At 69.9% G+C, this 23287-nt stretch carries 19 protein-coding genes; 18 read left to right on the top strand and 1 reads right to left on the bottom strand.

Translation table 11 applies throughout. The features are described from left to right. The first annotated feature begins 96 nt into the window (after positions 1-96). The 4 genes from ileS to ndk all read left to right on the top strand — a co-directional run bounded on the left by ileS (position 97) and on the right by ndk (position 5866). Positions 97-3405, top strand: coding sequence for an isoleucine--tRNA ligase (gene ileS / locus AAD496_RS11580; protein ID WP_349828913.1), 3309 nt, complete (start codon positions 97-99; stop codon positions 3403-3405). Further along, positions 3402-4973 carry a bifunctional folylpolyglutamate synthase/dihydrofolate synthase gene (locus AAD496_RS11575; protein WP_349828912.1) on the top strand — a complete coding sequence of 524 codons (1572 nt, stop codon included), beginning with the start codon at positions 3402-3404 and terminating at the stop codon, positions 4971-4973. The genes ileS and AAD496_RS11575 overlap by 4 nt, the downstream gene beginning before the upstream one ends. Continuing rightward, positions 4970-5377, top strand: a complete 408-nt coding sequence (locus AAD496_RS11570; protein WP_349828911.1) for a DUF4233 domain-containing protein — start codon at positions 4970-4972, stop codon at positions 5375-5377. Before AAD496_RS11575 ends, AAD496_RS11570 begins: the two co-directional genes overlap by 4 nt. Positions 5378-5446: 69 nt before the next feature. Then, on the top strand, positions 5447-5866 hold the full coding sequence (ndk, locus tag AAD496_RS11565) for a nucleoside-diphosphate kinase (RefSeq protein WP_349828910.1): 420 nt from the start codon (positions 5447-5449) through the stop codon (positions 5864-5866). A gap of 116 nt (positions 5867-5982) precedes the next feature. On the opposite strand, the gene AAD496_RS11560 is transcribed toward ndk, so the two are convergent. After that, positions 5983-6672 carry a vitamin K epoxide reductase family protein gene (locus tag AAD496_RS11560; protein ID WP_349828909.1) on the bottom strand — a complete coding sequence of 230 codons (690 nt, stop codon included), beginning with the start codon at positions 6670-6672 and terminating at the stop codon, positions 5983-5985. Between the two features lie 311 nt (positions 6673-6983). On the opposite strand from AAD496_RS11560, the gene AAD496_RS11555 reads away from it, so the two are divergent. From AAD496_RS11555 to AAD496_RS11490, 14 genes are all read left to right on the top strand, one after another. Further along, positions 6984-10058 (top strand): Rne/Rng family ribonuclease, encoded by a 3075-nt coding sequence (locus tag AAD496_RS11555; protein ID WP_349828908.1) that lies wholly within the window; start codon positions 6984-6986, stop codon positions 10056-10058. A 190-nt stretch (positions 10059-10248) separates the two neighbouring features. Beyond that, a complete protein-coding gene (locus tag AAD496_RS11550; RefSeq protein WP_349828907.1) occupies positions 10249-11799 on the top strand; it encodes an alanine/glycine:cation symporter family protein in 1551 nt (516 codons plus the stop codon). A 46-nt stretch (positions 11800-11845) separates the two neighbouring features. Next, positions 11846-13960: a 4-alpha-glucanotransferase gene (locus tag AAD496_RS11545; RefSeq protein ID WP_349828905.1), complete on the top strand. Its 2115-nt coding sequence runs from the start codon at positions 11846-11848 to the stop codon at positions 13958-13960. 93 nt (positions 13961-14053) lie between these two features. Next, positions 14054-14374, top strand: coding sequence for a chorismate mutase (locus AAD496_RS11540; protein ID WP_349828904.1), 321 nt, complete (start codon positions 14054-14056; stop codon positions 14372-14374). Positions 14375-14666: 292 nt separating this feature from the next. Beyond that, positions 14667-14975 (top strand): 50S ribosomal protein L21, encoded by a 309-nt coding sequence (gene rplU, locus AAD496_RS11535; protein ID WP_349828903.1) that lies wholly within the window; start codon positions 14667-14669, stop codon positions 14973-14975. Between the two features lie 49 nt (positions 14976-15024). Further along, entirely contained in the window at positions 15025-15279 is a 255-nt protein-coding gene (gene rpmA / locus AAD496_RS11530) for a 50S ribosomal protein L27 (RefSeq protein WP_349828902.1), read from the top strand. Positions 15280-15544: 265 nt separating this feature from the next. Then, complete coding sequence (gene obgE / locus AAD496_RS11525) at positions 15545-17083, top strand: GTPase ObgE (RefSeq protein ID WP_349828900.1); 1539 nt, start codon at positions 15545-15547, stop codon at positions 17081-17083. Beyond that, complete coding sequence (gene proB / locus AAD496_RS11520; RefSeq protein ID WP_349828899.1) at positions 17080-18243, top strand: glutamate 5-kinase; 1164 nt, start codon at positions 17080-17082, stop codon at positions 18241-18243. The genes obgE and proB overlap by 4 nt, the downstream gene beginning before the upstream one ends. A gap of 84 nt (positions 18244-18327) precedes the next feature. After that, on the top strand, positions 18328-19626 hold the full coding sequence (locus tag AAD496_RS11515; RefSeq protein ID WP_349828898.1) for a glutamate-5-semialdehyde dehydrogenase: 1299 nt from the start codon (positions 18328-18330) through the stop codon (positions 19624-19626). A gap of 88 nt (positions 19627-19714) precedes the next feature. Further along, positions 19715-19873 carry a hypothetical protein gene (locus AAD496_RS11510; protein WP_349828897.1) on the top strand — a complete coding sequence of 53 codons (159 nt, stop codon included), beginning with the start codon at positions 19715-19717 and terminating at the stop codon, positions 19871-19873. Positions 19874-19935: 62 nt separating this feature from the next. After that, positions 19936-20532 (top strand): nicotinate-nucleotide adenylyltransferase, encoded by a 597-nt coding sequence (nadD, locus tag AAD496_RS11505; RefSeq protein ID WP_349828896.1) that lies wholly within the window; start codon positions 19936-19938, stop codon positions 20530-20532. 2 nt (positions 20533-20534) lie between these two features. Beyond that, positions 20535-22169, top strand: coding sequence for a hypothetical protein (locus tag AAD496_RS11500; RefSeq protein ID WP_349828895.1), 1635 nt, complete (start codon positions 20535-20537; stop codon positions 22167-22169). 37 nt (positions 22170-22206) lie between these two features. Further along, positions 22207-22605: a ribosome silencing factor gene (gene rsfS / locus AAD496_RS11495; protein ID WP_349828893.1), complete on the top strand. Its 399-nt coding sequence runs from the start codon at positions 22207-22209 to the stop codon at positions 22603-22605. Beyond that, a complete protein-coding gene (locus AAD496_RS11490; RefSeq protein WP_349828892.1) occupies positions 22605-23225 on the top strand; it encodes a histidine phosphatase family protein in 621 nt (206 codons plus the stop codon). Before rsfS ends, AAD496_RS11490 begins: the two co-directional genes overlap by 1 nt. The last annotated feature ends 62 nt before the right edge of the window (positions 23226-23287 follow it).

Below are 23287 nucleotides of genomic sequence, written 5' to 3'. Positions count from 1 at the left end.
GTCCGGCCACGGATAAGCGAGGTGGTACCGCGGCCGGTCGCACACGCGTCGGGTCGTCCTCGCAGTCCAGTTGCTTCAGGAACTCCAAGGGCGCTCATGACTGACCAGATCTATCCCAAGCAGAAGACCTCTGCCTTCGGCCTCACCGCCTCCCCCTCCTTCCCGGCCATGGAGAAGGACGTGCTCGCCTACTGGGAGGCCGACGGTACCTTCCAGGCCTCCATCGACCAGCGTGACGCGGGCGCGCACGGCGAGAACGAGTTCGTCTTCAACGACGGGCCTCCCTTCGCCAACGGCCTGCCGCACTACGGCCACCTGCTCACCGGCTACGTCAAGGACGTCGTCCCCCGCTATCAGACGATGCTCGGCAACAAGGTCGAGCGCCGTTTCGGGTGGGACACCCACGGGCTGCCCGCCGAGCTCGAGGCCGAGCGGCAGCTGGGCATCACGGACAAGTCGGAGATCTCCGACATGGGCATCGCTCAGTTCAACGCCGCCTGCCGCGCGAGCGTGCTCAAGTACACCGACGAGTGGCAGGAGTACGTGACCCGGCAGGGCCGCTGGGTCGACTTCGAGAACGACTACAAGACCCTCAACCCCTCCTTCATGGAGTCGGTCGTGTGGGCCTTCAAGCAGCTGTGGGACAAGGGTCTGGTCTACAAGGGCTACCGCGTCCTGCCCTACTGCTGGAAGGACCAGACTCCGCTGTCCAACCACGAACTGCGCATGGACGACGACGTCTACAAGATGCGCCAGGACCCGGCGGTGACGATCGGGTACAAGTTGCGGCCGAACGAGGTCACGGGGGAGAACGCCTGGGCCCTCATCTGGACGACGACGCCGTGGACCGTGCCGTCCAACCAGGCGATGGCCGTCCACCCCGAGGTCGACTACGTCCTCGTGAAGCCGCGGGCCGGCGCCGAGGAGGGCGCGAAGCCGGTCCCGGCGGAGTTCGCGGACAAGACCTTCGTCCTGGCCAGGGCCCGGGTGGCCGCGCACGCCCGAGAGCTCGGATCCGACCCCGAGGTGCTCGCCGAGTTCCGTGGAGAGCAGCTCCTGGGCCTGTCCTACGAGCCGCCCTTCGGCTACTTCGAGGGTGCCCAGGACGAGTACGGCGAGGCGATGCACACCATCCTCGCCGCCGACTTCGTCACGACCGAGGACGGTACGGGTGTCGTCCACCAGGCCCCGGCCTTCGGTGAGGAGGACAAGAACCTCACCGACACCTACGGCATCCACGCGGTGCGTCCGGTCGACGACTCCGGCTGTTTCGAGCACCCCGTGACCGACTACGCCGGGCAGCACATCTTCGACGCGAACAAGCAGATCATCAAGGACCTGCGCAACCACACCGGTCCGATGGAGGGCCGGTCGGCGCTCCTGCTGCGTCACGAGTCCTACGAGCACTCCTACCCGCACTGCTGGCGGTGCCGGAACCCGCTCATCTACCGGGCCGTCGACTCCTGGTTCGTCTCCGTCACGACGTTCAAGGACCGGATGGTCGAACTCAACGAGGACATCACCTGGATCCCGGGCAACGTCAAGTACGGCCAGTTCGGCAAGTGGGTGGAGAACGCCCGCGACTGGTCGATCTCCCGGAACCGCTTCTGGGGTACGCCGATCCCGGTCTGGGAGTCCGACGACCCGCAGTACCCGCGCACCGACGTCTACGGCTCCCTGGAGGAGATCGAACGGGACTTCGGCACGCTGCCGAAGAACGAGGACGGCGAGACGGACCTGCACCGGCCGTGGATCGATGAGCTCACCCGTCCCAATCCGGACGACCCGACGGGTCGGTCGGTCATGCGCCGGGTGTCGGAGATCCTCGACGTGTGGTTCGACTCCGGTTCCATGCCCTACGGCCAGGTCCACTACCCGTTCGAGCGTCAGGAGTGGTTCAACGACCACTTCCCGGCGGACTTCATCGTCGAGTACATCGGTCAGACCCGTGGTTGGTTCTACACCCAGCACATCCTCGCGAGTGCGATCTTCGACAAGCCGTCCTTCACGAACGTGATCTCCCATGGCATCGTGCTCGGCTCCGACGGGCAGAAGATGTCCAAGAGCCTGCGCAACTACCCGGACGTCAACGAGGTCTTCGACCGCGACGGCTCCGACGCCATGCGCTGGTTCCTCATGTCGAGCCCGATCCTGCGCGGCGGCAATCTCGTCACCACCGAGCAGGGCATCCGTGACGGCGTCCGCCAGGTGATCCTGCCCCTGTGGAACGCCTGGCACTTCTTCGCCACGTACTCGAACAACGCCGACTCCGCCACCGGTGCGGGTACCGGCTACGAGGCGGGGGAGAGGTACGAGTCGAGCCAGGTGCTCGACCGGTACCTGCTGGCCAAGACCCACGACCTCATCGTGGACTTCAAGGCCGCGATGGACGCCTACGACATCTGGGGCGCCTGCGAGGTCCTGCGGGCCCACCTCGACATGTTCACCAACTGGTACGTGCGCCGTTCGCGCCGCCGGTTCTGGGAGGGAACGGTCGAGACCCACGAGACCTTCGACGTCTTCCGCACCTGCTTCGAGGCGTTCCTCCGGGTGGCCGCCCCGCTGCTGCCCTTCACGACCGAGGAGATCTACCGCGGTCTCACCGGAGAGCGCTCGGTGCACCTGCAGGACTACCCCGAGCCCGACGTGTTCCCCTCCGACCACGACCTCGTGGCCGCGATGGACCGCACGCGTGAGGTCTGCTCGACCGGGTCCAGCCTGCGCAAGGCCAACAAGCTGCGCGTGCGCCTGCCGCTCACCGGCCTCACCGTCGCCACCGACACCGCTCTCGGTGAGGACTTCACCGCGATCATCGCCGAGGAGCTCAACGTGCGGGGCGTCGACGTCATGCCCGTCGAGGCGGCCCGGGACGCCGGGTTCGTGCTCGAGCAGAAGCTCACGGTCAACGCCCGTGCCGCCGGTCCCCGCCTGGGCAAGGACGTGCAGTTCGCCATCAAGGGCTCGAAGTCCGGCGACTGGTCCGTCACCGACGGCGTCGTCACCTCCGGTGGCATCGAACTGCAGGAGGGCGAGTACACGCTCGAGGACGTCGCCGAGGCCGGTGACTCCGGAGCCGTGCTCGCGGCCATGGACGCCGGGTTCGTCGCCCTCGACGTGACCGTCACCCCCGAGCTCGAGGCCGAGGGCTTGGCCCGCGACACCGTCCGGGCCGTCCAGAACGCACGCAAGCAGCTCGACCTCGACGTCGCCGACCGCATCACCGTGACCGTCTCCGGTCCCGCGGCGGTCCTCGCGGCGGTACGCACGCACGCCGACCTCGTGGCCGGGGAGACCCTCGCGACCGAGGTGGTGGCGAGCGAGGAGGACCTCGACTCCGCGGACGCGGACGTCTTCGACGCCACCGAGGTCGGCGCGGGCACGCTCGTGAAGGTCGTGCGGGCATGAGTGCCGGCGACCCCACCGACGGCACATGGGCCGCGGACCCGCGGGGCGCCTCGGGCGCGGACCCGCTCGACCTGTTCGGGGACCTGTCCCCGCTCGTCCCGGACGACCCGGACGCCGCGCTGGTGGCCGACGCCGAGGATTCCGACCCGCAGGAGGACGCCCCGCTGCCGGCCGACCCGCGGGGGACCGCGGACCTGGCCCGGGTGTACGCCGCGCTGCTCGCACGTGCGGGGGAGACCCTCGTGGAGAAGCGTCTCGACGCCACACTGCGGGCCTGTGAACTGCTCGGCGACGTCCACCGGGCGGCCCCGGTCGTCACGGTGACCGGGACGAACGGCAAGACGTCGACGGCCCGGATGGTCGACGCCCTGCTCACGGCGCACGGCCTGCGGGTCGGGCGGTTCACGAGCCCGCACCTGCACCGGGTGACGGAGCGGATCGCGCTCGACGGCGCCGAGGTGTCCGAGCGGACCTTCGTGCGCGTGTACGACGAGATCGCCCCGGTCCTCGAGGTCGTCGACCGGCAGCTCGCGGACGAGGACCGGGCGCCGCTCACCTTCTTCGAGGCGCTCACCGTCCTCGCCTTCGCCGTCTTCGCCGACGCCCCCGTCGACGTGTACGTCGTCGAGGTGGGTATGGGCGGCGAATGGGACTCGACGAACGTCGCCGACGCCCAGGTCTGCGGTTTCACCCCCGTCGGGTACGACCACCAGGCCTTCCTCGGGGACACGCTCACCGAGATCGCCGCGACGAAGGCAGGGATCCTCGACCGCACCCAGGACGACACCCCGGCGCCGCGACCACTCGCCGTCATCGGTGTCCAGGAGCCCGAGGCGCAGGAGGAACTCGACGCCCAGTGCGCGCGTCGCGGCGTGCGGTCCTTCACCGCCGGCCGCGAGTTCGGGGTGCTCGAACGCTCCCGCGCGGTCGACGGCCAGCTCGTCACGGTCCGTGGCCTGCTCGGCGACTACCCCGACCTGTTCCTGCCGCTCCACGGCGCGCACCAGGCCGACAACCTCGCCCAGGCGCTCGCTCTCGTCGAGTCCTTCCTGGCGGACGAGGACCGCATGCTCGCCCGGGAGGAACCGCTCGACGCCGAGGTGCTGGGTCAGGCCCTGGAGACCATCACCTCCCCGGGCCGGGCGGAGATCCTGCGCAGCGAACCGACGGTGCTCGTCGACGGCGCACACAACCCGGCAGGGGCCGCGGTGCTCGCCGACACCCTCGCCGAGGCCTTCGAGTTCCGTCAGGTCGTCGCCGTCGTCGCGATGTTCGCGGACAAGGACCCCCACGGGGTGTTCGAGCACGTCCACCGGTTCGCGGACCGGGTGGTCGTCACCCAGACGGTGAGCCCGCGGGCCATGTCCGTCGAGGACCTCGCGGACGCCGCGACGGACTGGTGGGACCGCGACGACGTGGTGCAGGCACCGGACATGAACGAGGCACTCATGGGTGCGATCGACATCGCCCTGGAGGACGGCGATCCGGGATACGGGATCGTCGTGACCGGGTCTGTGACGACCGTCGCCGAGGCCCGCACGCTGCTGGGGAAGAAGGGGACCGCATGAGCACCTCGCCCACCGGCACCCCGGTGGCACCGACCCCGCCGCGGTCCAAGGTCCGCATGCTCGGCGCGACGATCCTCGTCTGTGAGGTCCTCGTCATGTACTGCGCCGCGCTCACCGGATACGGCCTGGAACCGGTACCGGTCGCCTGGTTGATCGGGGGAGCGGCGGTCATCACCGCGGTCATCGTCGCGGCGGCGGCGACCCTCCCGCGGTACCGCGGCGAGAACCGGATCGGCATCGCGCTCGGGTGGACCGCCCAGGTGCTCATCCTCGCCTGCGGTCTCGTCATGGTCCCGATGTTCTTCGTCGGTGCCCTCTTCGGCGTCCTGTGGGCCGTCGCGATCTACTGGGGCCGCCGGATGGACCGGGAGCTCACCGAACGCGAGGCGGCCGCCGGCGCCTGATCCGCCACCCGATAGGATCGCCTGCGGACAACCTCTTCCCATGTACTCGACACCGAAGGAGAACCCACGGTGACCGAACAGACCCTCATCCTGGTCAAGCCCGACGGCGTGAAGCGCGGCCTCATCGGCAACGTCCTCGCCCGTATCGAGGGCAAGGGCTACACGATCGAGAAGCTCGAACTGCGCACCGCCGACCGCGCGACGCTGGCCGCCCACTACGCCGAGCACGAGGGCAAGCCCTTCTACGAGCCGCTCGTCGAGTTCATGTCCTCCGGACCCGTGGCCGTGATCGTCGCCTCCGGCGTCGAGGTGATCAAGGGGTTCCGGTCGCTCGCCGGCGCCACCGACCCGACCGTCGCCGCCCCCGGCACCATCCGTGGTGACCTGGGCCGCGACTGGGGCACGAAGGTACAGCAGAACATCGTGCACGGTTCCGACTCCCCGGAGTCGACCGCCCGCGAGATAGCCATCTGGTTCCCGGAGAACTGAGCGCCCCGGAGAATTGAGCCGATCGAGAAGGCACATGTCGGCGGATCCTGCAGCAGGATCCGCCGACATGTGCCTTCTCGATTCCCGGCCGGTGCCGGTGCGGTCTGGGCAGCCGCTCAGACCAGGCTGAGGAAGTAGGTGCTGAAGCCGACGAAGACGCAGGCGGCGATGACGAGCAGCCAGAGGACGGCGAACCACGGGGCCTGGCGGGCGAAGGACCGGACCCAGTCGTTGGCGGCCACGCCCGCCCCGAAATTGCCGTGCAGGGCGTTGTACGCGGTGACGAGGCAGAAGGAGGGGATCGTCACGAGCCACACGACCATGCACCACGGGCAGCCGATGCCGATGACGAACACGGACTGGACGAACAGATACATGACGAGGGCGACGCCCCCGACGAGGCCGATGTTCAGCCCCACCATCACCCATCCGGGGATCGGGGTCCGGGAGATGAGCAGGACGCCGAGCAGCAGCGGGAAGACGAAGGCCGCCACCCCGATGAACTGGTTGGGGAACCCGAAGATCTGCGACTGCGGGAACTCCATGACACCCGAGCAGCTGATGAACGGGTTGAGGTCGCACGAGAGGGTGTGCCCGGGGTCCTCGAGCTTCTTCACCTTCTCGACGGACAGGTCGAAGGCGGCGAGGAACCCGAGAGCGGAGGCGACAACGAGGAAGATCCCGAGCCCGCGGTCGTGGCCGAACCACGGCGGGCGGGCACCGGACCCGGAGCCGACCGGATCGGCGTCGGCGTCGGGGTCCGGGGTGTGAGGGGTGGAGGCGGTGGCGTCGATGGCAGAATTCACCCCTCCAGGATGCACCACGTGCCTGCACGGGAGCGCCATGGTGCTGTGACATAATCACAGTGGCGACCGGTACACACACCGACCGGCCGTCCGCTTCCACCTCGTGGGGCCTCACGGACGCACACAGGTCCGACGCCCGGCAGGTAGTACGAAGACGAAGCGGCACGACGATCACGGGCCACCGCGCGCACCGCGCGAGCCCGCCGAGCCGTGCACATGCAGACTTCTTACGGTCCGCTGACGCGGACCTTGTCAGCTCCGTACCCGGACGACCCGGTGTGACCTCCGGGCACGGAACGAGGAGCCATCCGATGACGGAGAACACCGACAACACCCGGGGCACCGGGGACGCCACCGACCCCACACAGGGGATCCTGGCCGACCTGGAGAACCTGCGGTCCACCCACCCGGCGGAGTCCGGGGCCACGACCGGCGAGGATCCACGGGACCCCGACGTCCTCCTCACCCTCGAGGAGATCGCCCGCGCAGCCGAGTCCCGACGGACCCCCGAGGAGGCCGCAGCCGAGGCGCGCGCCGCCGCGGACGAGGACACCGACGACACCGAGGACGCCACCGAGGCGCCCGCTGACGAGGACGGGTCCGCGGAGGAGGACACGTGGGCCGGGCCGGCGTCCGGCGGTCCCTCCGTGGCCAACCCCTTCTCGTTCGGTGGCGTGTTCTCGGCCGCGCCCGAGCCGGTCGACTTCCGGCCGGCGGCCCCGCCGGCCGGTGGTGGTCTGCTGTTCCAGGCACCCGAACCGGAGCTCGGCCGTCCTGTCGACCCCGAGTGGTCGGAGGAGGACGAGGACGAGGAGGACACGGTCGAGGACCGGTCCACGGACGGCCGCGACCGCGACGACCGCGAGTCGTCCGAGGGTCGTGGCTCCGGGACCTCCGACCAGGACGACGAGCAGGACTCCGAGGACGGCCAGCCCCGCCGGCGGCGTCGCGGTGGTCGTGGGCGCCGGTCCAAGTCGCGCGGCGGTGACCAGGACTCCGGATCCGATCAGTCGGCCGCGAACGCGGACTCCTCCCGGAAGGACTCCGGGTCGAAGGACTCCGGCACGAAGAACGACTCGCCGAAGAACGACTCCGCGAAGAACGACTCCGCGAAGTCCGGGGGCTCCGCGGACGAGGCGTCGAAGGACGGCGGCTCGCGGGACTCCGGTTCCGAGGGCGACTCCCGGGGCGCCTCGGCGAAGGACGCGGGCTCGTCCTCCTCCGAGGAGGACTCCGGCGAGGACCGCGGGTCCTCCCGCAGCCGCCGGCGGCGCCGGTCCCGGGACCGTGGCAATCGCGGGTCGTCCGCGGGCGCCGAGACGACGAGCACCGACGACGTGGTCGGCGTCAAGGGTTCGACCCGGATGGAGGCCAAGCGTCAGCGCCGCCGGGAGGGGCGTGAGGCGGGCCGCCGCCGTCCGGTCATCACCGAGGCGGAGTTCCTGGCCCGGCGCGAGTCCGTCGAGCGGAAGATGGTCATCCGCGAGCAGTCCGGACGTGTGCAGCTCGTCGTGATGGAGGACGGCATCGCCGTCGAACACTACCTCTCCGAGCGCAAGGCGCAGGCCTCGCTCATCGGTAACGTGTACCTGGGTAAGGTGCAGAACGTGCTGCCGAGCATGGAGGCCGCCTTCATCGACATCGGCAAGGGCCGCAACGCCGTGCTCTACGCCGGTGAGGTCAACTGGGACGCCCTGGGCATGGCGGGCAAGCCGCGGCGCATCGAGCAGGCCCTCAAGGCCGGCGACTCGGTGCTCGTGCAGGTGACGAAGGACCCGATCGGGCACAAGGGCGCCCGCCTCACCAGCCAGATCTCCCTGCCGGGCCGCTTCCTCGTGTACGTCCCCGGCAACTCCATGACGGGCATCTCCCGCAAGCTGCCGGAGAACGAACGCCAGCGCCTCAAGAAGGTGCTCAAGGAGCTCGTGGGCCCGCAGGCCGGCGTCATCGTGCGCACCGCAGCCGAAGGCGTCTCCGAGACCGAGCTCGGCCGTGACGTCGAGCTGCTCACCAAGCGGTGGGCCGCGATCGAGAAGAAGTCGACCTCGACCAAGGTGCTGGCACCGCAGCTGCTGTACTCGGAGCCGGACATGACCGTCCGGATCGTCCGGGACGTGTTCAACGAGGACTTCTCCGAGCTCGTCATCGACGGCTCCGCGGTGTGGGACACCGTCCACGAGTACATTGAGGCAGTCGCCCCGGACCTCCTGGAGCGGGTGCACCGCTACGAGGGTGACGAGGACGTCTTCGAACACCACCGGATCGCCGAACAGATCGAGAAGGCCCTCGACCGCAAGGTCAACCTGCCCTCGGGTGGCTCCCTCGTCATCGACCGGACCGAGGCGATGACGGTCGTCGACGTCAACACCGGGAAGTTCACCGGCTCGGGCGGCAACCTCGAGGAGACGGTGACGAAGAACAACCTGGAGGCGGCCGAGGAGGTCATCCGTCAGCTGCGCCTGCGCGACATCGGCGGCATCATCGTCATCGACTTCATCGACATGGTCCTGGAGTCGAACCGCGATCTCGTGGTCCGTCGTCTCGTCGAGTGCCTGGGCCGGGACCGCACCCGGCACCAGGTCGCCGAGGTCACCTCGCTCGGCCTCGTCCAGATGACCCGCAAGCGGATCGGCACGGGGCTGGCGGAGTCCCTCGTGGCCGCCGGTGAGGACCTGTCGGGTCAGGGCCTGCTGCTGCCCGGTTCGGAGGGCGACGTCAAGGAGGAGGCCGGATCGTCGGCGACCGGCGGTCGGGGCTCCTCGAAGCGGAAGTCGCGCCAGGAGCGGGACCAGGAGCGCAAGGACAAGCGCCGGGGCAAGAAGTCCGGTGACGAGGCGGACGGGGCCACGACGCCGCAGGAGGACCCGGAGGAGGCCAAGCGCGCCGAGCAGGCACGGGCCGCGGTGGCCGCGCTCGCGACTGCCGCCAAGAAGGCCCACCACGACGACGAGGCGCTCTCCACCGCGGGTACCGGCGCCTCGGGTGCCCAGGAGGCCGCGGCCGCGGAAGGTGCGGGGGAGTCCGCACCCGAGGAGGCGGCACCGAAGAAGTCCCGGCGCTCGCGCAAGCGATCCGCGAAGAGGGCCGGCGGCGAGAAGGAGAACACCGCGCAGAAGAGCACCGCGAAGCAGAGCACACCGAAGGCCTCGGAGCAGGCTCCCCAGGAGTCTGCTGCGGCCCCGGCCGAGCCGAGCGGCCCCCAGCCGCTCATGATCGGTCTGGACGCTCCCACGCGCGTCCAGGAGGCCCCGGCGACCCCCGCACCGGCCGCCACGGCCCCGGAGCCGGAGACCGCGCCGGACGAGAAGTCCGCACCGAAGAAGGCTCCTGCGAAGAAGAAGGCCGAGAAGCCGGCGCTGCCGGTCCTCATGATCGGGATGGAGTGACCCGCGGGTTCTCCGCACCGTTCTGATCCTGCACCGTCCTGACGAGGGGCTCGACCGATTCCGGTCGGGCCCCTTGGCATTCACGGAAAGTTTCGGTCTTGTGTCCCAAGGTCAAGATATGGTTTCGACTTCCCCGGGAACCTACTGTGGGTTTGGTCCCACTATGTGATCTAAGGCATGATTTCGCCCCATGACAACATTGAATGTGAATGACGTCACCACACTGGCGTCCGGCGCAGCCTTCGAAGAGGCCGTGAACAACGGTCTCGAAGGTCCTGTGTCGATCTTCGAGAGCATCATCTTCTTCTCCGTCCTCGGTGTCCCTATCGTCCTCGTCGTCCTCGTGGCGAGCGCGGTGATCTTCACCCTCTACTTCGGCTTCATCCAGTTCCGCGGCTTCGGTGTCGCGATCGAGGTCGTGCGCGGCAAGTTCTCCAAGCCGTCCGACCCGGGTGAGGTCACCCACTTCCAGGCCCTCACCTCCGCCGTCTCCGCGACCGTCGGTCTCGGCAACATCGCCGGTGTCGGTATCGCGATGGCCATGGGCGGTCCCGGTGCCGCCTTCTGGATGGTCGTGTGCGGCCTGCTCGGCATGTGCACCAAGTTCGTCGAGTGCACGCTCGGTGTCATGTACCGCGAGATCGACGAGGAGGGTGTCGTCCACGGCGGCCCGTTCAAGTACCTGCCGGTCGCCTTCCGGAAGGTCGGTGTCCTCGGCAAGATCCTCACCGGTATCTTCGCCGTCGCGATCCTCGTCTTCGGTGTCGCCGGTGGCGGCATGTTCCAGGCCAACCAGGCCATCACCCAGATCAAGAACGTCACCGGTGGCGACGCCGGCTTCCTCGGCAACACCTGGATGGCGTTCGGCTTCGGCGTCCTGCTGGCCGTTCTCGTGGGTGTCGTCATCATCGGTGGCATCAAGTCGATCGGTCGCGTCACGGACAAGCTCGTCCCGGCCATGGCGATCCTCTACGTGTTCTCCTGCCTCGTCGTCATTCTCGGCAACGCCGGTCAGATCATCCCGGCCATCGGTACGATCTTCGCCGGTGCCTTCACTCCGCAGGCCGGACTCGGTGGCCTCATCGGTGTCCTCATCGTCGGCTTCCAGCGTGCGGCCTTCTCGAACGAGGCCGGCATCGGTTCCGCACCGATCGCCCACTCGACCGTGAAGACCCGTCGTCCGGTCTCCGAGGGCTTCGTCGCCATGCTCGAGCCCTTCCTCGACACCGTGGTCGTCTGCCTCATGACGGCGCTCTCGATCATCATCGCCAGCGCGCCCTCCTACGTGGAGGCCGTCGAGACTACCGCCTCCGGCGGCGAGCTCGGCGCCAACATCACGGGTGTCACGCTCACCTCGGACGCCTTCGGCACGATCACCGGTTGGTGGCCGATCCTGCTCACCGTCGCCGTCGTGCTCTTCGCCTTCTCGACGCTCATCACCTGGGCGTACTACGGTCAGAAGGCATGGCACTCGCTGTTCGGCAAGACGAAGGTGGGCGATGCGATCTACAAGCTGATCCTGCTCGCCTTCATCATCATCGGCTCGATCGCGACCCTCTCCTCGGTCGTCCGCCTTGCCGACTCCGCGCTGTTCCTCTGCGTGTTCATCAACGTCCTCGGCCTCTTCATCCTCATGCCGAAGGTCAAGCAGGCGATGCGCGAGTACCTGGCCGACCGCAAGTCGGGCAAGCTCTACGAACTGGGCGAGGAGGACGACGCCCAGCAGACCACCACGGTCTGATCCATTCCCTCCACCCGACACCGCCGCGGGCGCGTAGTCTGGGGTCATGCACGACGTGACCGACCCCACACTGCGCGCCCGCGGTGCGTCCGCACCCGAGTCCTCCGTCCGTAACCGGGCCGTCGAGCGAGGCGTGGCCCCCTCCTACGTCTCCGCAACGGGGGAGACGGAAGAGGTCCCGTCGGACGTCCTCGCCGCCGTGCTCGACGCCTTGGGCCCCTCCGACCACGCGGACCGTGTGGTCCCTCCCTTTCTCGCGGGGTTCGCGGGCGATCCGGTCCTCGTCCCACTCGCCCGGAGCGAGGACGCGACGGGCCTCCCGGAGGTCTCGCTCGTCCTCGAGGACGGGACCCCGGGGCCCGTGCCCGCCTCGACGAGGGTGCACGACGGGACGGTCCTCGTCTTCGGTACCGACCTGCCGGTCGGCTACCACCGTCTCGTCGTCACCCGGACCCAACCGGTGGGAGCCGGTGCCCGGGTGGCCGTCGAGGAGTCCACCCTGCTCGTCGCCCCGGCACGTGCGCCCGAAGTGCCGGTCGCGGACTCGGAGTCCCTGTGGGGGATCACCGTGCAGCTGTACTCCGTGCGGTCCTCCCGGTCCTGGGGGGTCGGCGATCTCGGGGACCTCGCCGAGCTCATGGCGCTCGGTGCGGCCCGCGGTGCGGATTTCGTGCTCATCAACCCGATCCATGCGCAGGCGCCCGTCCCGCCGGTCGAGAACTCCCCGTACCTGCCCTCGAGCCGGATGGCGATCGATCCGGTGTACATCGCCGTCGAGGAGTCGGTGGAGTTCGCCCACGCGGATCCCCGGCTGCGGGCCCGGGCCGCGGCGATCCGCGAGGACTGGGCGGCCCGCGCCCGGGCCGGTGAGCCGATCGACCGGGACGCGGTGCTGAACGACAAGCTCGAGATCCTCACCCGCCTCTTCGGGGTGTGGACCGGGTGGGCCCGCTCCGGCCGGTTCGTCGCCCACCGGGACGGACTGCCGGAGGGCACCCGGGCCTGGGCGGAGCACAACGCCCGGGTGGTGCGGGAGACCGGAGTCACGGCGGTCGGGACCGCAGCGGATGCCGCGGTGCTCGCCGACCCCGACTTCTGGTGCTGGACGCAGTTCGTCCTCGCCGAACAGCTCGACACCGTCCGACGCACCGGAGAGGACCTCGGCATGCGGTTGGGACTCGTCACCGACCTCGCGGTCGGGGTGGCGGGGGACGGTGCCGACGCGCACACGCTCGCGCCGTACCAGGCCCGGGGCATGTCCGTCGGGGCGCCCGCGGACTTCTACAACCAGCTGGGGCAGGACTGGGCACAGCCGCCCTGGCACCCGGAGCGCCTGGCCGCCGCCGGGTACCGCCCGCTGCGGGATCTGTTCCGGACGGCCTTCACCGGCGCCGGGGGTATCCGGATCGACCACGTCATGTGGCTCTTCCGCCTGTGGTGGGTACCGGCGGGCAACGCGGCGAAGGACGGCGCCTACGTCTCCTACGACTCGCGCGCCATGCTCGCGGTGCTCCTCACGGAGGCCGCACGGGCCGGGGTCGTCGTCATCGGCGAGGACCTGGGCACCGTGGCGCCCGGGGTCCGGGAGGCCCTGGAGGCCCGCGGGGTCCTCGGGACCTCGGTGCTGTGGTTCGAACGCCGGGAGGACGGGACGCTCACCGAGCCCGCGGACCACCGCCGGACGTCCCTGGCCACGGTCGACACCCACGACATGCAACCGACGACCGGGTACGTCGACCTCGAGGACGTCGACCTCTCCGCGCGTCTCGGCCAGCTCGTCACGGAGGTCACGGACTTCCGGGAATCGGAGCGGGCCGACCGACAGGCGGCGCTCGATGCCCTCCGTCCGGCCGGGATCGGCATGCCCCCGGACGTGGAGGTCGGTGCGGTGTCCGACCCCATGGCCGTCGACCTCGCACTCCACCGGTACCTCGGGCGGTCCCGGGCGGTACTCGTCGGGGTGGCGCTCACGGACGTCGTGGGGGAGCGGCGGGCGCAGAACAAACCGGGGACCTCGACGGAGTACCCGAACTGGACGGTGCCCCTGGCCGACCTCGACGGGCGGCCCGTGCTCCTCGACGACCTCGCCGACGCCTCGACGCCGGCCGGCCGGGCCCTCGACCGGTTCGCCGCCGCCGTGTCCGGCACGGAGCCGGTGTAACCTGCTACCGCACATCCACCCGGGTGGGCGCACCTCCACCCGGGCGGGCAGCGGAGAACCCGCCCATCACCGAGCCGACGGAAGACCCCTCCCATGACCGACATCCCCGCGGAACTCGCACGCCTGCGGTCCAGCATCGACAACGTCGACGCGGCCCTCGTCCACATCCTCGCCGAGCGGTTCAAGCTCACCGAACGCGTCGGACGGCTCAAGGCCGAACACGCGCTGCCTGCCGCCGACCCGGGACGCGAGGAGCGCCAGGTCGCACGACTGCGGGGTCTGGCCGAGGAGTCGCACCTCGATCCCGAGTTCGCCGAGAAGTTCCTCGCCTTCATCGTCGCCGAGGTGATCCGGCACCACGAGCGGATCGCGGAGGAGACGACGGGTGGGGCCACAGGGGACCCGGCGTCCTGAGACGGCGCCGGCGGTCCCGACTGCGGGGCGCCTCGGCCGCGGGTGGGAGCGTGTCCACGGTCACGCGGCCGGGAGTGTCGATCCCTTTGACCGGTCGCCGCGCCTGCGTATATGATGGACGGTCGGTGCGCCCCGCACGTGACGACCTCACGGTCGGCCGCGGGTGGCGGGTGCACCGAACGGCTGATCCTCCCTCCGAATGGGTCTCTCACCAAGAGAGGGTCGCCGTCGCTCACGCAGTTCCCCGTCAGCCGGGGTGCACGCGCAGTCACGAACGAGAAGAGGTACGCACATGGTCTACGCCATCGTCCGCGCCGGAGGACACCAGGAAAAGGTCTCCGTCGGCGACATCATCACCGTCAACCGCATCAAGGCAGCTGCCGGCGACACCGTCGAGCTCCCCGTCGTGCTGCACGTGGACGGCGACGCCGTCACCCACGCCGCTGACGCCCTTGCCGGCATGAAGGTCTCCGCAGAGGTCGTCGACGAGCTCCGCGGCCCCAAGATCGTCATCCAGAAGTACAAGAACAAGACGGGTTACAAGAAGCGTCAGGGCCACCGCCAGGACCTCACCCGCCTGAAGATCACCGGCATCAACTGACTTCCTGGTCCGCCCGGACCACCCCTCATTTTCCGCAGGAGGAACTGACATGGCACACAAGAAGGGTGCGAGCTCGACTCGCAACGGTCGTGATTCCAACGCCAAGCGCCTGGGCGTCAAGCGCTTCGGCGGCCAGCTCGTGAACGCGGGCGAGATCCTCGTCCGCCAGCGCGGCACCCACTTCCACCCCGGCAAGAACGTCGGACGTGGCGGCGACGACACCCTCTTCGCGCTGTCCGCCGGCAGCGTGGAGTTCGGTCACCGCAAGGGCCGTAAGGTCGTCGACATCGTCGAAGCGGCCTGACACCGGTCCGTACCACACCACCCCGGTACCCCTGAGCACCGGGTGTGGCACCCACGTGTGGGGTGAGCCCTTGGGGCTCACCCCATTCGTGCTATCGGGGCCCGGACTTCTCCCCGGCACCCGCGGCGTCCGCACAGGCCGCGCGGTGTCGGAACGTCCGGATCCCGGTACCGCAACCCCCATCGATCCACGGGCTCGGTCCTCCTGTGGGACGTCCGGCGCGTAGACTGTCCCCGGGCGACACCGAGCGGAAGGAAACTCCTCCTTGGCAACAGAATTCATCGACCGCGTCGTCCTCCACGTGTCCGCCGGGGACGGCGGCGACGGCTGTGTGTCCATCCGCCGGGAGAAGTTCAAGCCCCTGGCCGGACCCGACGGCGCCAACGGGGGCGACGGCGGCAGCGTGATCCTGCGCGTCGACGACCAGATCACCACCCTGCTGCCCTATCAGCGCAGCCCCCATCGCCGCGCCGACGCCGGCGGGATCGGCAAGGGCGACCTGCGCCACGGCCTGCGTGGCGAGGACCTCGTCCTGCCCGTGCCCGACGGCACCGTCGTGAAGACGACCGACGGTGAGGTGCTCGCCGATCTCGTGGGAGTCGGCACCGAGTTCGTCGCGGCCGAGGGCGGTCGGGGTGGCCTCGGCAACGCCGCCCTGTCCGGTCCCAAGCGGAAGGCCCCCGGCTTCGCCCTCCTCGGCACCCCGGGGGAGACCCGGGACCTCGTCCTCGAGGTCAAGACGATCGCCGACATCGCCTTCGTCGGTTTCCCCTCGGCGGGCAAGTCGAGCCTCATCGCCGCGCTGTCGGCGGCCCGGCCCAAGATCGCCGACTACCCTTTCACCACGCTCGTGCCCAATCTCGGTGTCGTCGAGGCCGGCGGGACCCGCTACACCGTGGCGGACGTCCCCGGCCTCATCCCCGGCGCCTCGGAGGGCAAGGGCCTGGGACTGGAGTTCCTGCGGCACGTCGAGCGGTGCGCGGCCCTCGTGCACGTGATCGACACCGCGACGTGGGACACGACCCGCGACCCCGTGAGCGACCTGCGGATCATCGAGGAGGAGCTCGCCTCCTACGCGGTCGACGTCGTCGACGCCGTCGGGGACCTGCCTCCGCTCACCGAGCGTCCCAAGCTCGTGGCGCTCAACAAGATCGACGACCCCGACGGCAAGGAACTCGCCGCGATGGTGCGTCCGGAGCTGGAGGAGGCGGGCTACCGCGTCTTCGAGATCTCCGCGGTCTCCCACGCCGGCCTGCGCGAACTGTCCTTCGCGATGGCCGAGCTGGTCGAGTCCGAGCGCGCCCGCCGGGAGGCCGCCCCGGAGCAGCCGCAGCGGATCGTGCTGCGGCCGCAGGCGGTCGACGCGACCCCGTTCCGGATCGTCAAGGAGGACTCGCCGGAGGGCGAGATCTACCGGATCGTCGGCGAGAAGCCGGAACGCTGGGTCGTGCAGACGGATTTCAACAACGACGAGGCGGTCGGCTACCTGGGCGACCGACTCGAGCGACTGGGCGTCGAGGAGGCACTCTTCAAGGCGGGTGCCACCCCCGGTGTTACGGTCGTGATCGGTCCCGGCGAGGACGGAGTGCTCTTCGACTGGGACCCGACCATGGTCGGCGGCGCGGAGCTCCTGGGCTCCCGCGGCACGGACCTGCGACTGGAGGACACCGGCCGTGCGACCCGCAAGGAGCGCAAGGCCGCCTTCCACGACCGGATGGACGCGAAGGCGGCCGCCCGTGCCGAGCTCGAGGCCGAACGGTTGGCCGCACAGCAGTCGACGTCCCCTACCGAGAGGAACCAATGACTTCGTCCGATTCCCCCGCCGTACCCGCCCTCAAGCGGGCACGGTCCACCGTCGCCGATGCACGACGAGTGGTGGTGAAGATCGGATCGTCCTCCCTCACGACCGTCGAGGGAGGTCTCGACAAGGAGAATCTCGTCCGCCTGGCGGACGCGCTCGCCCGGCACCGTGCCGCGGGCCACGAGGTCATCCTCGTGTCCTCCGGGGCGGTCGCGGCCGGTCTGGACCCCATGGGCCTTGCCGAGCGGCCGGGTGACCTGGCGACCAAGCAGGCCGCCGCCGCCGTCGGCCAGGGTCTCGTCATGGCCGCCTACTGGGACGCCATGCGGGTGCACGACGTGGTGCCCGCCCAGGTGCTGCTCACCGCCGACGACCTCAACCGTCGCACCCACTACCGCAACGCCCAGCGAGCGATCGAGCGTCTGCTCTCGCTCGACATGTTCCCGATCGTCAACGAGAACGACGCCGTCGCCACGAGTGAGATCCGCTTCGGCGACAACGACCGGCTGGCGGCGCTCGTCGCCCACCTCACGCACGCCGACGCCCTCGTGCTCCTCTCGGACGTGCCCGCGCTCTACACGGCACCTCCCGGTACTCCCGGCGCCCAGGTCGTCGACTTCGTCGAGAACCGGGAGGCCCTGGAGGATTACGGCATCGGCGGGACCGGCGCGGCCGGCACCGGGACCGGTGGCATGGAGACCAAGGTCCAGGCCGCCACGATGGCCGCGGACTCCGGCATCCCGACGGTGCTCACCTCGGCGGCCAACGTCGAGGCGGCCCTCGACGGCGACGAGATCGGTACCTACTTCGGTGTCACCCACAAGCGCCGCTCCAAGCGGGTGCTGTGGATCGGCCACCTGGCCAAGCCGGTCGGCACCATCCGAGTCGACGCCGGCGCGGTCAAGGCACTCTCGCGCCGCGGCACCTCGCTGCTCGCGGTCGGTGTCACCGGCATCGAGGGCGACTTCGACGCCGGTGACCCCGTCGACATCGTGGGACCGCAGGGCGAACAGTTCGCCCGTGGTCTCGTCAACTTCTCCGCCGACGAACTCCCGAGCATGTTCGGTCTCACGACCGAGGAACTCGAGGAGAAGTTCGGGGAGGATTTCGTCAAGGAAGTCGTCCATCGCAACGACCTCATGCTCACGGACGCGGTGTTCTGATCCGTCCCCGGTGGGCCGTGCAGGCCCGCCGTCGACGATCGACAGGAATCACCCGCGCACCGCGCAGGAAGGCAAGGAACGATCATGACCGCCACGACCACCACTCCCGCAGTCTCCGCCGACGTCCACGAGGGCGTCACCGCCGTCGTCACGGCCGCGAAGACCGCCTCGACCGGCATCGCGGCCGCCTCGGCGGCGCTGAAGAACGAGGCCCTCGAGGCCATCGCCACCGCACTCGAGGCGAACATCGCGCAGATCATCGCCGCCAACGGTGAGGACATCAGCCGGGCCCGCGACAACGGCACCGCCGAGGGGCTCATCGACCGCCTCACCCTCACCGAGGACCGCATCCGGGCGATCGCCGGTGCCGTCCGGGAGATCATCGGACTGCCCGACCCCGTCGGCGACATCGTGCTGGGCAAGACGCTGCCCAACGGTATCCGGCTCCAGCAGGAGCGTGTGCCCATGGGTGTGGTCGGCGCCATCTACGAGGCCCGCCCCAACGTCACCATCGACATCGCGTGCCTGGCGCTGAAGAGCGGCAACGCCGTGGTGCTGCGCGGCGGCAGCGCGGCGAAGTCCTCGAACACGCTCCTCATCGGCCTGCTCCGCGAGGCCGTCACCTCTGTCGGTCTGCCGGCGGACATCGTCGCCGGGATCGACGAGTTCGGCCGCGAGGGCACGAAGGTGCTCATGGCCGCTCGCGACCACGTCGACATCCTCATCCCGCGCGGTGGCGCCGACCTCATCCAGACGGTCGTGCACGAGTCGATCGTGCCGGTCATCGAGACCGGTGTGGGCAACGTGCACATGTACATCGACGCCTCGGCGCCGCTGGAGATGGCCACCGAGCTCGCTGTGAACTCGAAGACGCACCGCGTGAGCGTGTGCAACGCCCTGGAGACCCTGCTCGTCCACGAGGACGCGGCACCGACCGTCCTCCCGGCGATCCTGGAGCGCCTGCGCGACAAGGACGTGCTCGCCCATGCGGGGGAGGACGTCACGCGCTACGCGCCGAAGGACATGCAGGTGGCCGAGATCGCCGAGGCCGACTTCTCCACGGAGTACCTGGCCCTCGAACTCGCCGTGAAGATCGTGCGCGATCTCGACGAGGCGATCGACCACATCCGCACCTACTCCTCGGGTCACACCGAGGTGATCGTCACGAACGACCTGTCCCGCGCGGACCGGTTCGTGCAGTCGATCGACGCGGCGGCGGTGGGCGTGAACGTCTCCACCCGGTTCACCGACGGCGGCGAGTACGGCCTCGGGGCGGAGGTCGGCATCTCCACCCAGAAGCTGCACGCCCGCGGACCGATGGGTCTCCCGGCGCTCACCACGACCAAGTGGATCATGCGTGGCGACGGTCAGATCCGTCCCTGAGGCCACGTAGACTGAACCCCGTACCGACAACGAACGACCACGTCGGGGCCCATACCGGGCCGTCGACGACCAGTGAACGGAGAACCGCGTGAAGATCACGACGCTCATGGCACAGGCGGAGGAGCACCACATCGTGAATGAGCTCCCGATGGCGCCCATCTGGTACGGCCTCATGGCCTTCGCCATCCTGCTCATGCTCATGTTCGTGACCATGTCGTGGAAGGGCATCGGACACCGTCACCAGTGACGGTCCGCCGGTGGTCGGGGCACGGTGTCCACCCGTGCCGCGACCACCGGCACCTCCCACACATGAGTTTCGTAACCCGCCGGGTCGGTGTCATGGGCGGCACCTTCGACCCCATCCACAACGGCCACCTTGTCGCCGCCAGTGAGGTGGCGGCCAAGTTCGCGCTCGACGAGGTGGTCTTCGTCCCCACCGGACGTCCCTACCACAAGGTGGGCCGGGCCGTGAGCGATCCGGAGCACCGGTACCTCATGACGGTCGTCGCGACCGCCTCGAACCCGCGGTTCACCGTCTCTCGGGTCGACGTCGACCGCCCGGGGGAGACCTACACGGTGGACACCCTGCGGGACCTGCGGGAACTGTACGGTGAGGACACGGAACTCTTCTTCATCACGGGTGCGGACGCACTCACGCAGATCATCGACTGGAAGAACGTCGAGGAGATGTTCTCCATGGCCCACTTCGTGGGGGTGACACGACCCGGGCACGACATGACGGTCGACGGTCTCCCGACGGAGAACGTCAGCCTGCTGCAGATCCCGGCGCTCGCGATCTCCTCCACGGACTGCCGGACCCGGGTGCAGGACGGTCTCCCCGTCTGGTACCTGGTCCCGGACGGTGTGGTGCAGTACATCGCCAAACACGAGTTGTACAGGAAGTGAGCATGGCTGAGCAGCAGTTCATGACACGCAAGGAACGGCGCGAGGCAGAGCGTCGGGCCCGGGAGGCCGCGGAGGCCCGCGCGGCCGGGACCGGGGCCTCCGGGGCCAACCAGGACCCCTCCTCCGGCCCTGCTGCGGGGTCCACAGACACTTCCACCTCTGCGCCCGCGGCCCCGACCACGCCCGAGGCGCCCGCCACTGCGGACGCCCCTGCAGGTCCGGACACGGCTGCCACGCAGGGTGCTCCGGCCGCCGACGAAGCCACCACCGCGTCGAGCGCCGCCGGCGGTCCCGATGCCCCCTCTGCGAACGCGACCGGTCCGGTCCCGACCCAGGAGCCCCCGGCCGAGGAGCTCCCGCACTTCTCCTCGCGTGCCGAGCGGCGGCGCTACATGCGGAAGCACGGACTGCTGCCCGCCCCGGTCGACGTCGACCCCGCGACCGGCGAACAACTCATCGTGCCCGAGGCCCAGGACCTCGGTCCGGCCCCGACTCCGCCGAGGGGGCCGCAGTCCTCGGCTTCCGAGTCGGCCAAGTCCGCCGAATCGGCCAAGTCCGCCGAGTCGGCCAAGTCCACTGCGCCGTCGAAGACCTCCACGTCGTCCAAGACCACCGAGCCGTCGACGACCGCGGCACCCGGTGGGAAGAAGGCCGGTGCGAAGTCCGAGGGCCCCCGGAAGGAGAAGGGCACGGCGAAGTCCGGTCCGGCCGCCGCGCAGCCCGCCGAGAGCACGGCGCCGGCGAAACCCGCGTCCGGTCCGACCACGACCGGGACGGACGCTCCGCAGGCCGCACCGGCGAAGGGCCGGCCCGCGAAGGCCGCGCCCACCACGAGCGAACCCACCGAGGCCGAGCCCGCGAAGTCGGCCACCGACACCGCGAAGTCGGGCTCCGGGGCCGCCCCCGGAGCTCCCACGCATGTTCCGGCACGTCCGGCGGCGAAGCCCGGGCAGGGCGCCTCGACGGCGGGTGCTCCGAGCGCCCCGACCACCGGCGTCGGTGCACGGTCGAAGGACGCGAAGGCGGCCCCAGCGAAGGCGGCTCCCGCGAAGCCGGACACCACGGCGAAGGTCGACGCCTCCACGAAGCCGGAGGGTACTGCGCAGGCCGACTCGCCGGCGCAGGCCGGGGAGAAGAAGCAGGGAGCGGGCAAGAAGCCCGGCAAACCCGGCACGCAGAATATCGACAGCGGCCAGAAGCCCGACACCGGTCAGAAGGCCGCCGGGAAGAAGCCTGAGCCTCCCACGGCGGGGACCGACCCGACACCGCCCACCCAGCTGACCCCGACCGTCGACCCGACGGACTTCACCGCGCGTCGGCAGGCGGCCACGAGCGAGGACTCCGGTCCGAAGACCGCGCCGGCCCGCCGTGCCCCCGTCGTCGTGCCGCCCCGGACCGACGGCATCACGGTCGTCGACAAGGACACCGGACGGCAGGCTCCGGTCGGTGGGACGAAGGAGTTCGGCGACGAGGTCGCGGACGCCCCGAACCCGCCGGTGCCGGCCCGGGACGTCACGCAGCAGGACGGGGACATCCTCGTCGGTGACTCGCCCTCGACCCTGCCCTACGTCCTGCTGGGTGGCACCGCACTCGTCGCGGTGGTGCTCATCATCATCGCGCTCGTCCTCATCTTCTGATCCACCCCACCCCCGAATTCCTCCCGGAAGGACGCCTGTGACGGCAACCGAAGAAACCCTCGCCCTCGCCCGGTCCGCGGCCCTGGCCGCCTCGGACCTGCAGGGCACCGAGATCGTCGGCCTCGACGTGAGCGACCAGCTCTACGTCACGGAGGTCTTCGTCGTCGCCTCGGCGAGCAACGAACGTCAGGTGAATGCGATCGTCGGCGAGGTCGAGGAGAAGCTGTTCCTCGAACACGAGGTGAAGCCGGTGCGCCGCGAAGGTCGTGGTGGGGGACGGTGGGTCCTCCTCGACTTCGGTGACCTCGTGGTCCACGTCTTCCACCAGGAGGACCGCGAGTTCTACCAGCTCGAGTCCCTGTGGAAGGACTGCCCGGTCGTCGACCTGAAGCTCCCGGCGGAACCGGGCGAGGCCGCCGGGACCGGGGAGGTCTGATGGTCGCCCAGCTCGTCCTGTGGCGCCACGGCCAGACGGACTACAACAAGGCCGGCCGCTTCCAGGGGCAGGTCGACGTCCCGCTCAACGCCACCGGCCGTGCCCAGGCGGCGGCCACGGCCCCCGTCGTCGCGGCCTTCGGCATCGACTCCATCCACTCCTCGGACCTCACCCGGGCGCGCACCACCGCCCAGGCACTCGCGGACGTCACCGGCCTGCCGGTGCACGAGAACCCACACCTGCGCGAGCTGAGCGTCGGTGACTGGGAGGACCTCACGCGGGAGGAGGTCGGCGCCCGCTGGCCCGACCAACTGGAGGCGTGGAACACCGGCCAGGACGTCCGTCCTCCCGGCGGCGAGAGCCGCACCGAGTCGACGGCCCGTGTCGTCGCCGCGATCCGGGAGATCGTCGCCGACGCCGGCGAGGACGAGACGGTCGCCGTCGTCGCCCACGGGGCCGTCCTCCGCGGTGCCGCCGAGGCGCTCCTGGGCCTGGGCACCGACGACACCGGACACCTGGGCGTCATGACCAACTGCGGATACGGCGTCCTCACGCCCCGCCGCGGCACCTGGGTGTTGCGTCATTGGTCCGCCGGCGAAGACCCCGGCGCCGTCGCCTGAGACACGATACGGGCACCTCGCCTGCGTTCTCGTCGCTCGAAGTACCAAACCCCCGTACGTCT

This window comes from Brevibacterium litoralis, from assembly GCF_040212315.1.
GTDB classification, from domain to species: domain Bacteria; phylum Actinomycetota; class Actinomycetes; order Actinomycetales; family Brevibacteriaceae; genus Brevibacterium; species Brevibacterium litoralis.
This window is presented reverse-complemented; position numbering and strand designations above follow the sequence as displayed.

Excerpts from the sequence above, each read along its gene's own strand:
- AAD496_RS11500 (WP_349828895.1), top strand. The coding sequence starts at position 20,535 with ATGGCTGAGCAGCAGTTCATGACACGCAAGGAACGGCGCGAGGCAGAG.
- rpmA (WP_349828902.1), top strand. The coding sequence starts at position 15,025 with ATGGCACACAAGAAGGGTGCGAGCTCGACTCGCAACGGTCGTGATTCC.
- AAD496_RS11550 (WP_349828907.1), top strand. The coding sequence starts at position 10,249 with ATGACAACATTGAATGTGAATGACGTCACCACACTGGCGTCCGGCGCA.
- ileS (WP_349828913.1), top strand. The coding sequence starts at position 97 with ATGACTGACCAGATCTATCCCAAGCAGAAGACCTCTGCCTTCGGCCTC.
- nadD (WP_349828896.1), top strand. The coding sequence starts at position 19,936 with ATGAGTTTCGTAACCCGCCGGGTCGGTGTCATGGGCGGCACCTTCGAC.
- AAD496_RS11540 (WP_349828904.1), top strand. The coding sequence starts at position 14,054 with ATGACCGACATCCCCGCGGAACTCGCACGCCTGCGGTCCAGCATCGAC.
- AAD496_RS11570 (WP_349828911.1), top strand. The coding sequence starts at position 4,970 with ATGAGCACCTCGCCCACCGGCACCCCGGTGGCACCGACCCCGCCGCGG.
- AAD496_RS11515 (WP_349828898.1), top strand. The coding sequence starts at position 18,328 with ATGACCGCCACGACCACCACTCCCGCAGTCTCCGCCGACGTCCACGAG.
- AAD496_RS11545 (WP_349828905.1), top strand. The coding sequence starts at position 11,846 with ATGCACGACGTGACCGACCCCACACTGCGCGCCCGCGGTGCGTCCGCA.
- AAD496_RS11490 (WP_349828892.1), top strand. The coding sequence starts at position 22,605 with ATGGTCGCCCAGCTCGTCCTGTGGCGCCACGGCCAGACGGACTACAAC.
- AAD496_RS11575 (WP_349828912.1), top strand. The coding sequence starts at position 3,402 with ATGAGTGCCGGCGACCCCACCGACGGCACATGGGCCGCGGACCCGCGG.
- rplU (WP_349828903.1), top strand. The coding sequence starts at position 14,667 with ATGGTCTACGCCATCGTCCGCGCCGGAGGACACCAGGAAAAGGTCTCC.
- AAD496_RS11555 (WP_349828908.1), top strand. The coding sequence starts at position 6,984 with ATGACGGAGAACACCGACAACACCCGGGGCACCGGGGACGCCACCGAC.
- proB (WP_349828899.1), top strand. The coding sequence starts at position 17,080 with ATGACTTCGTCCGATTCCCCCGCCGTACCCGCCCTCAAGCGGGCACGG.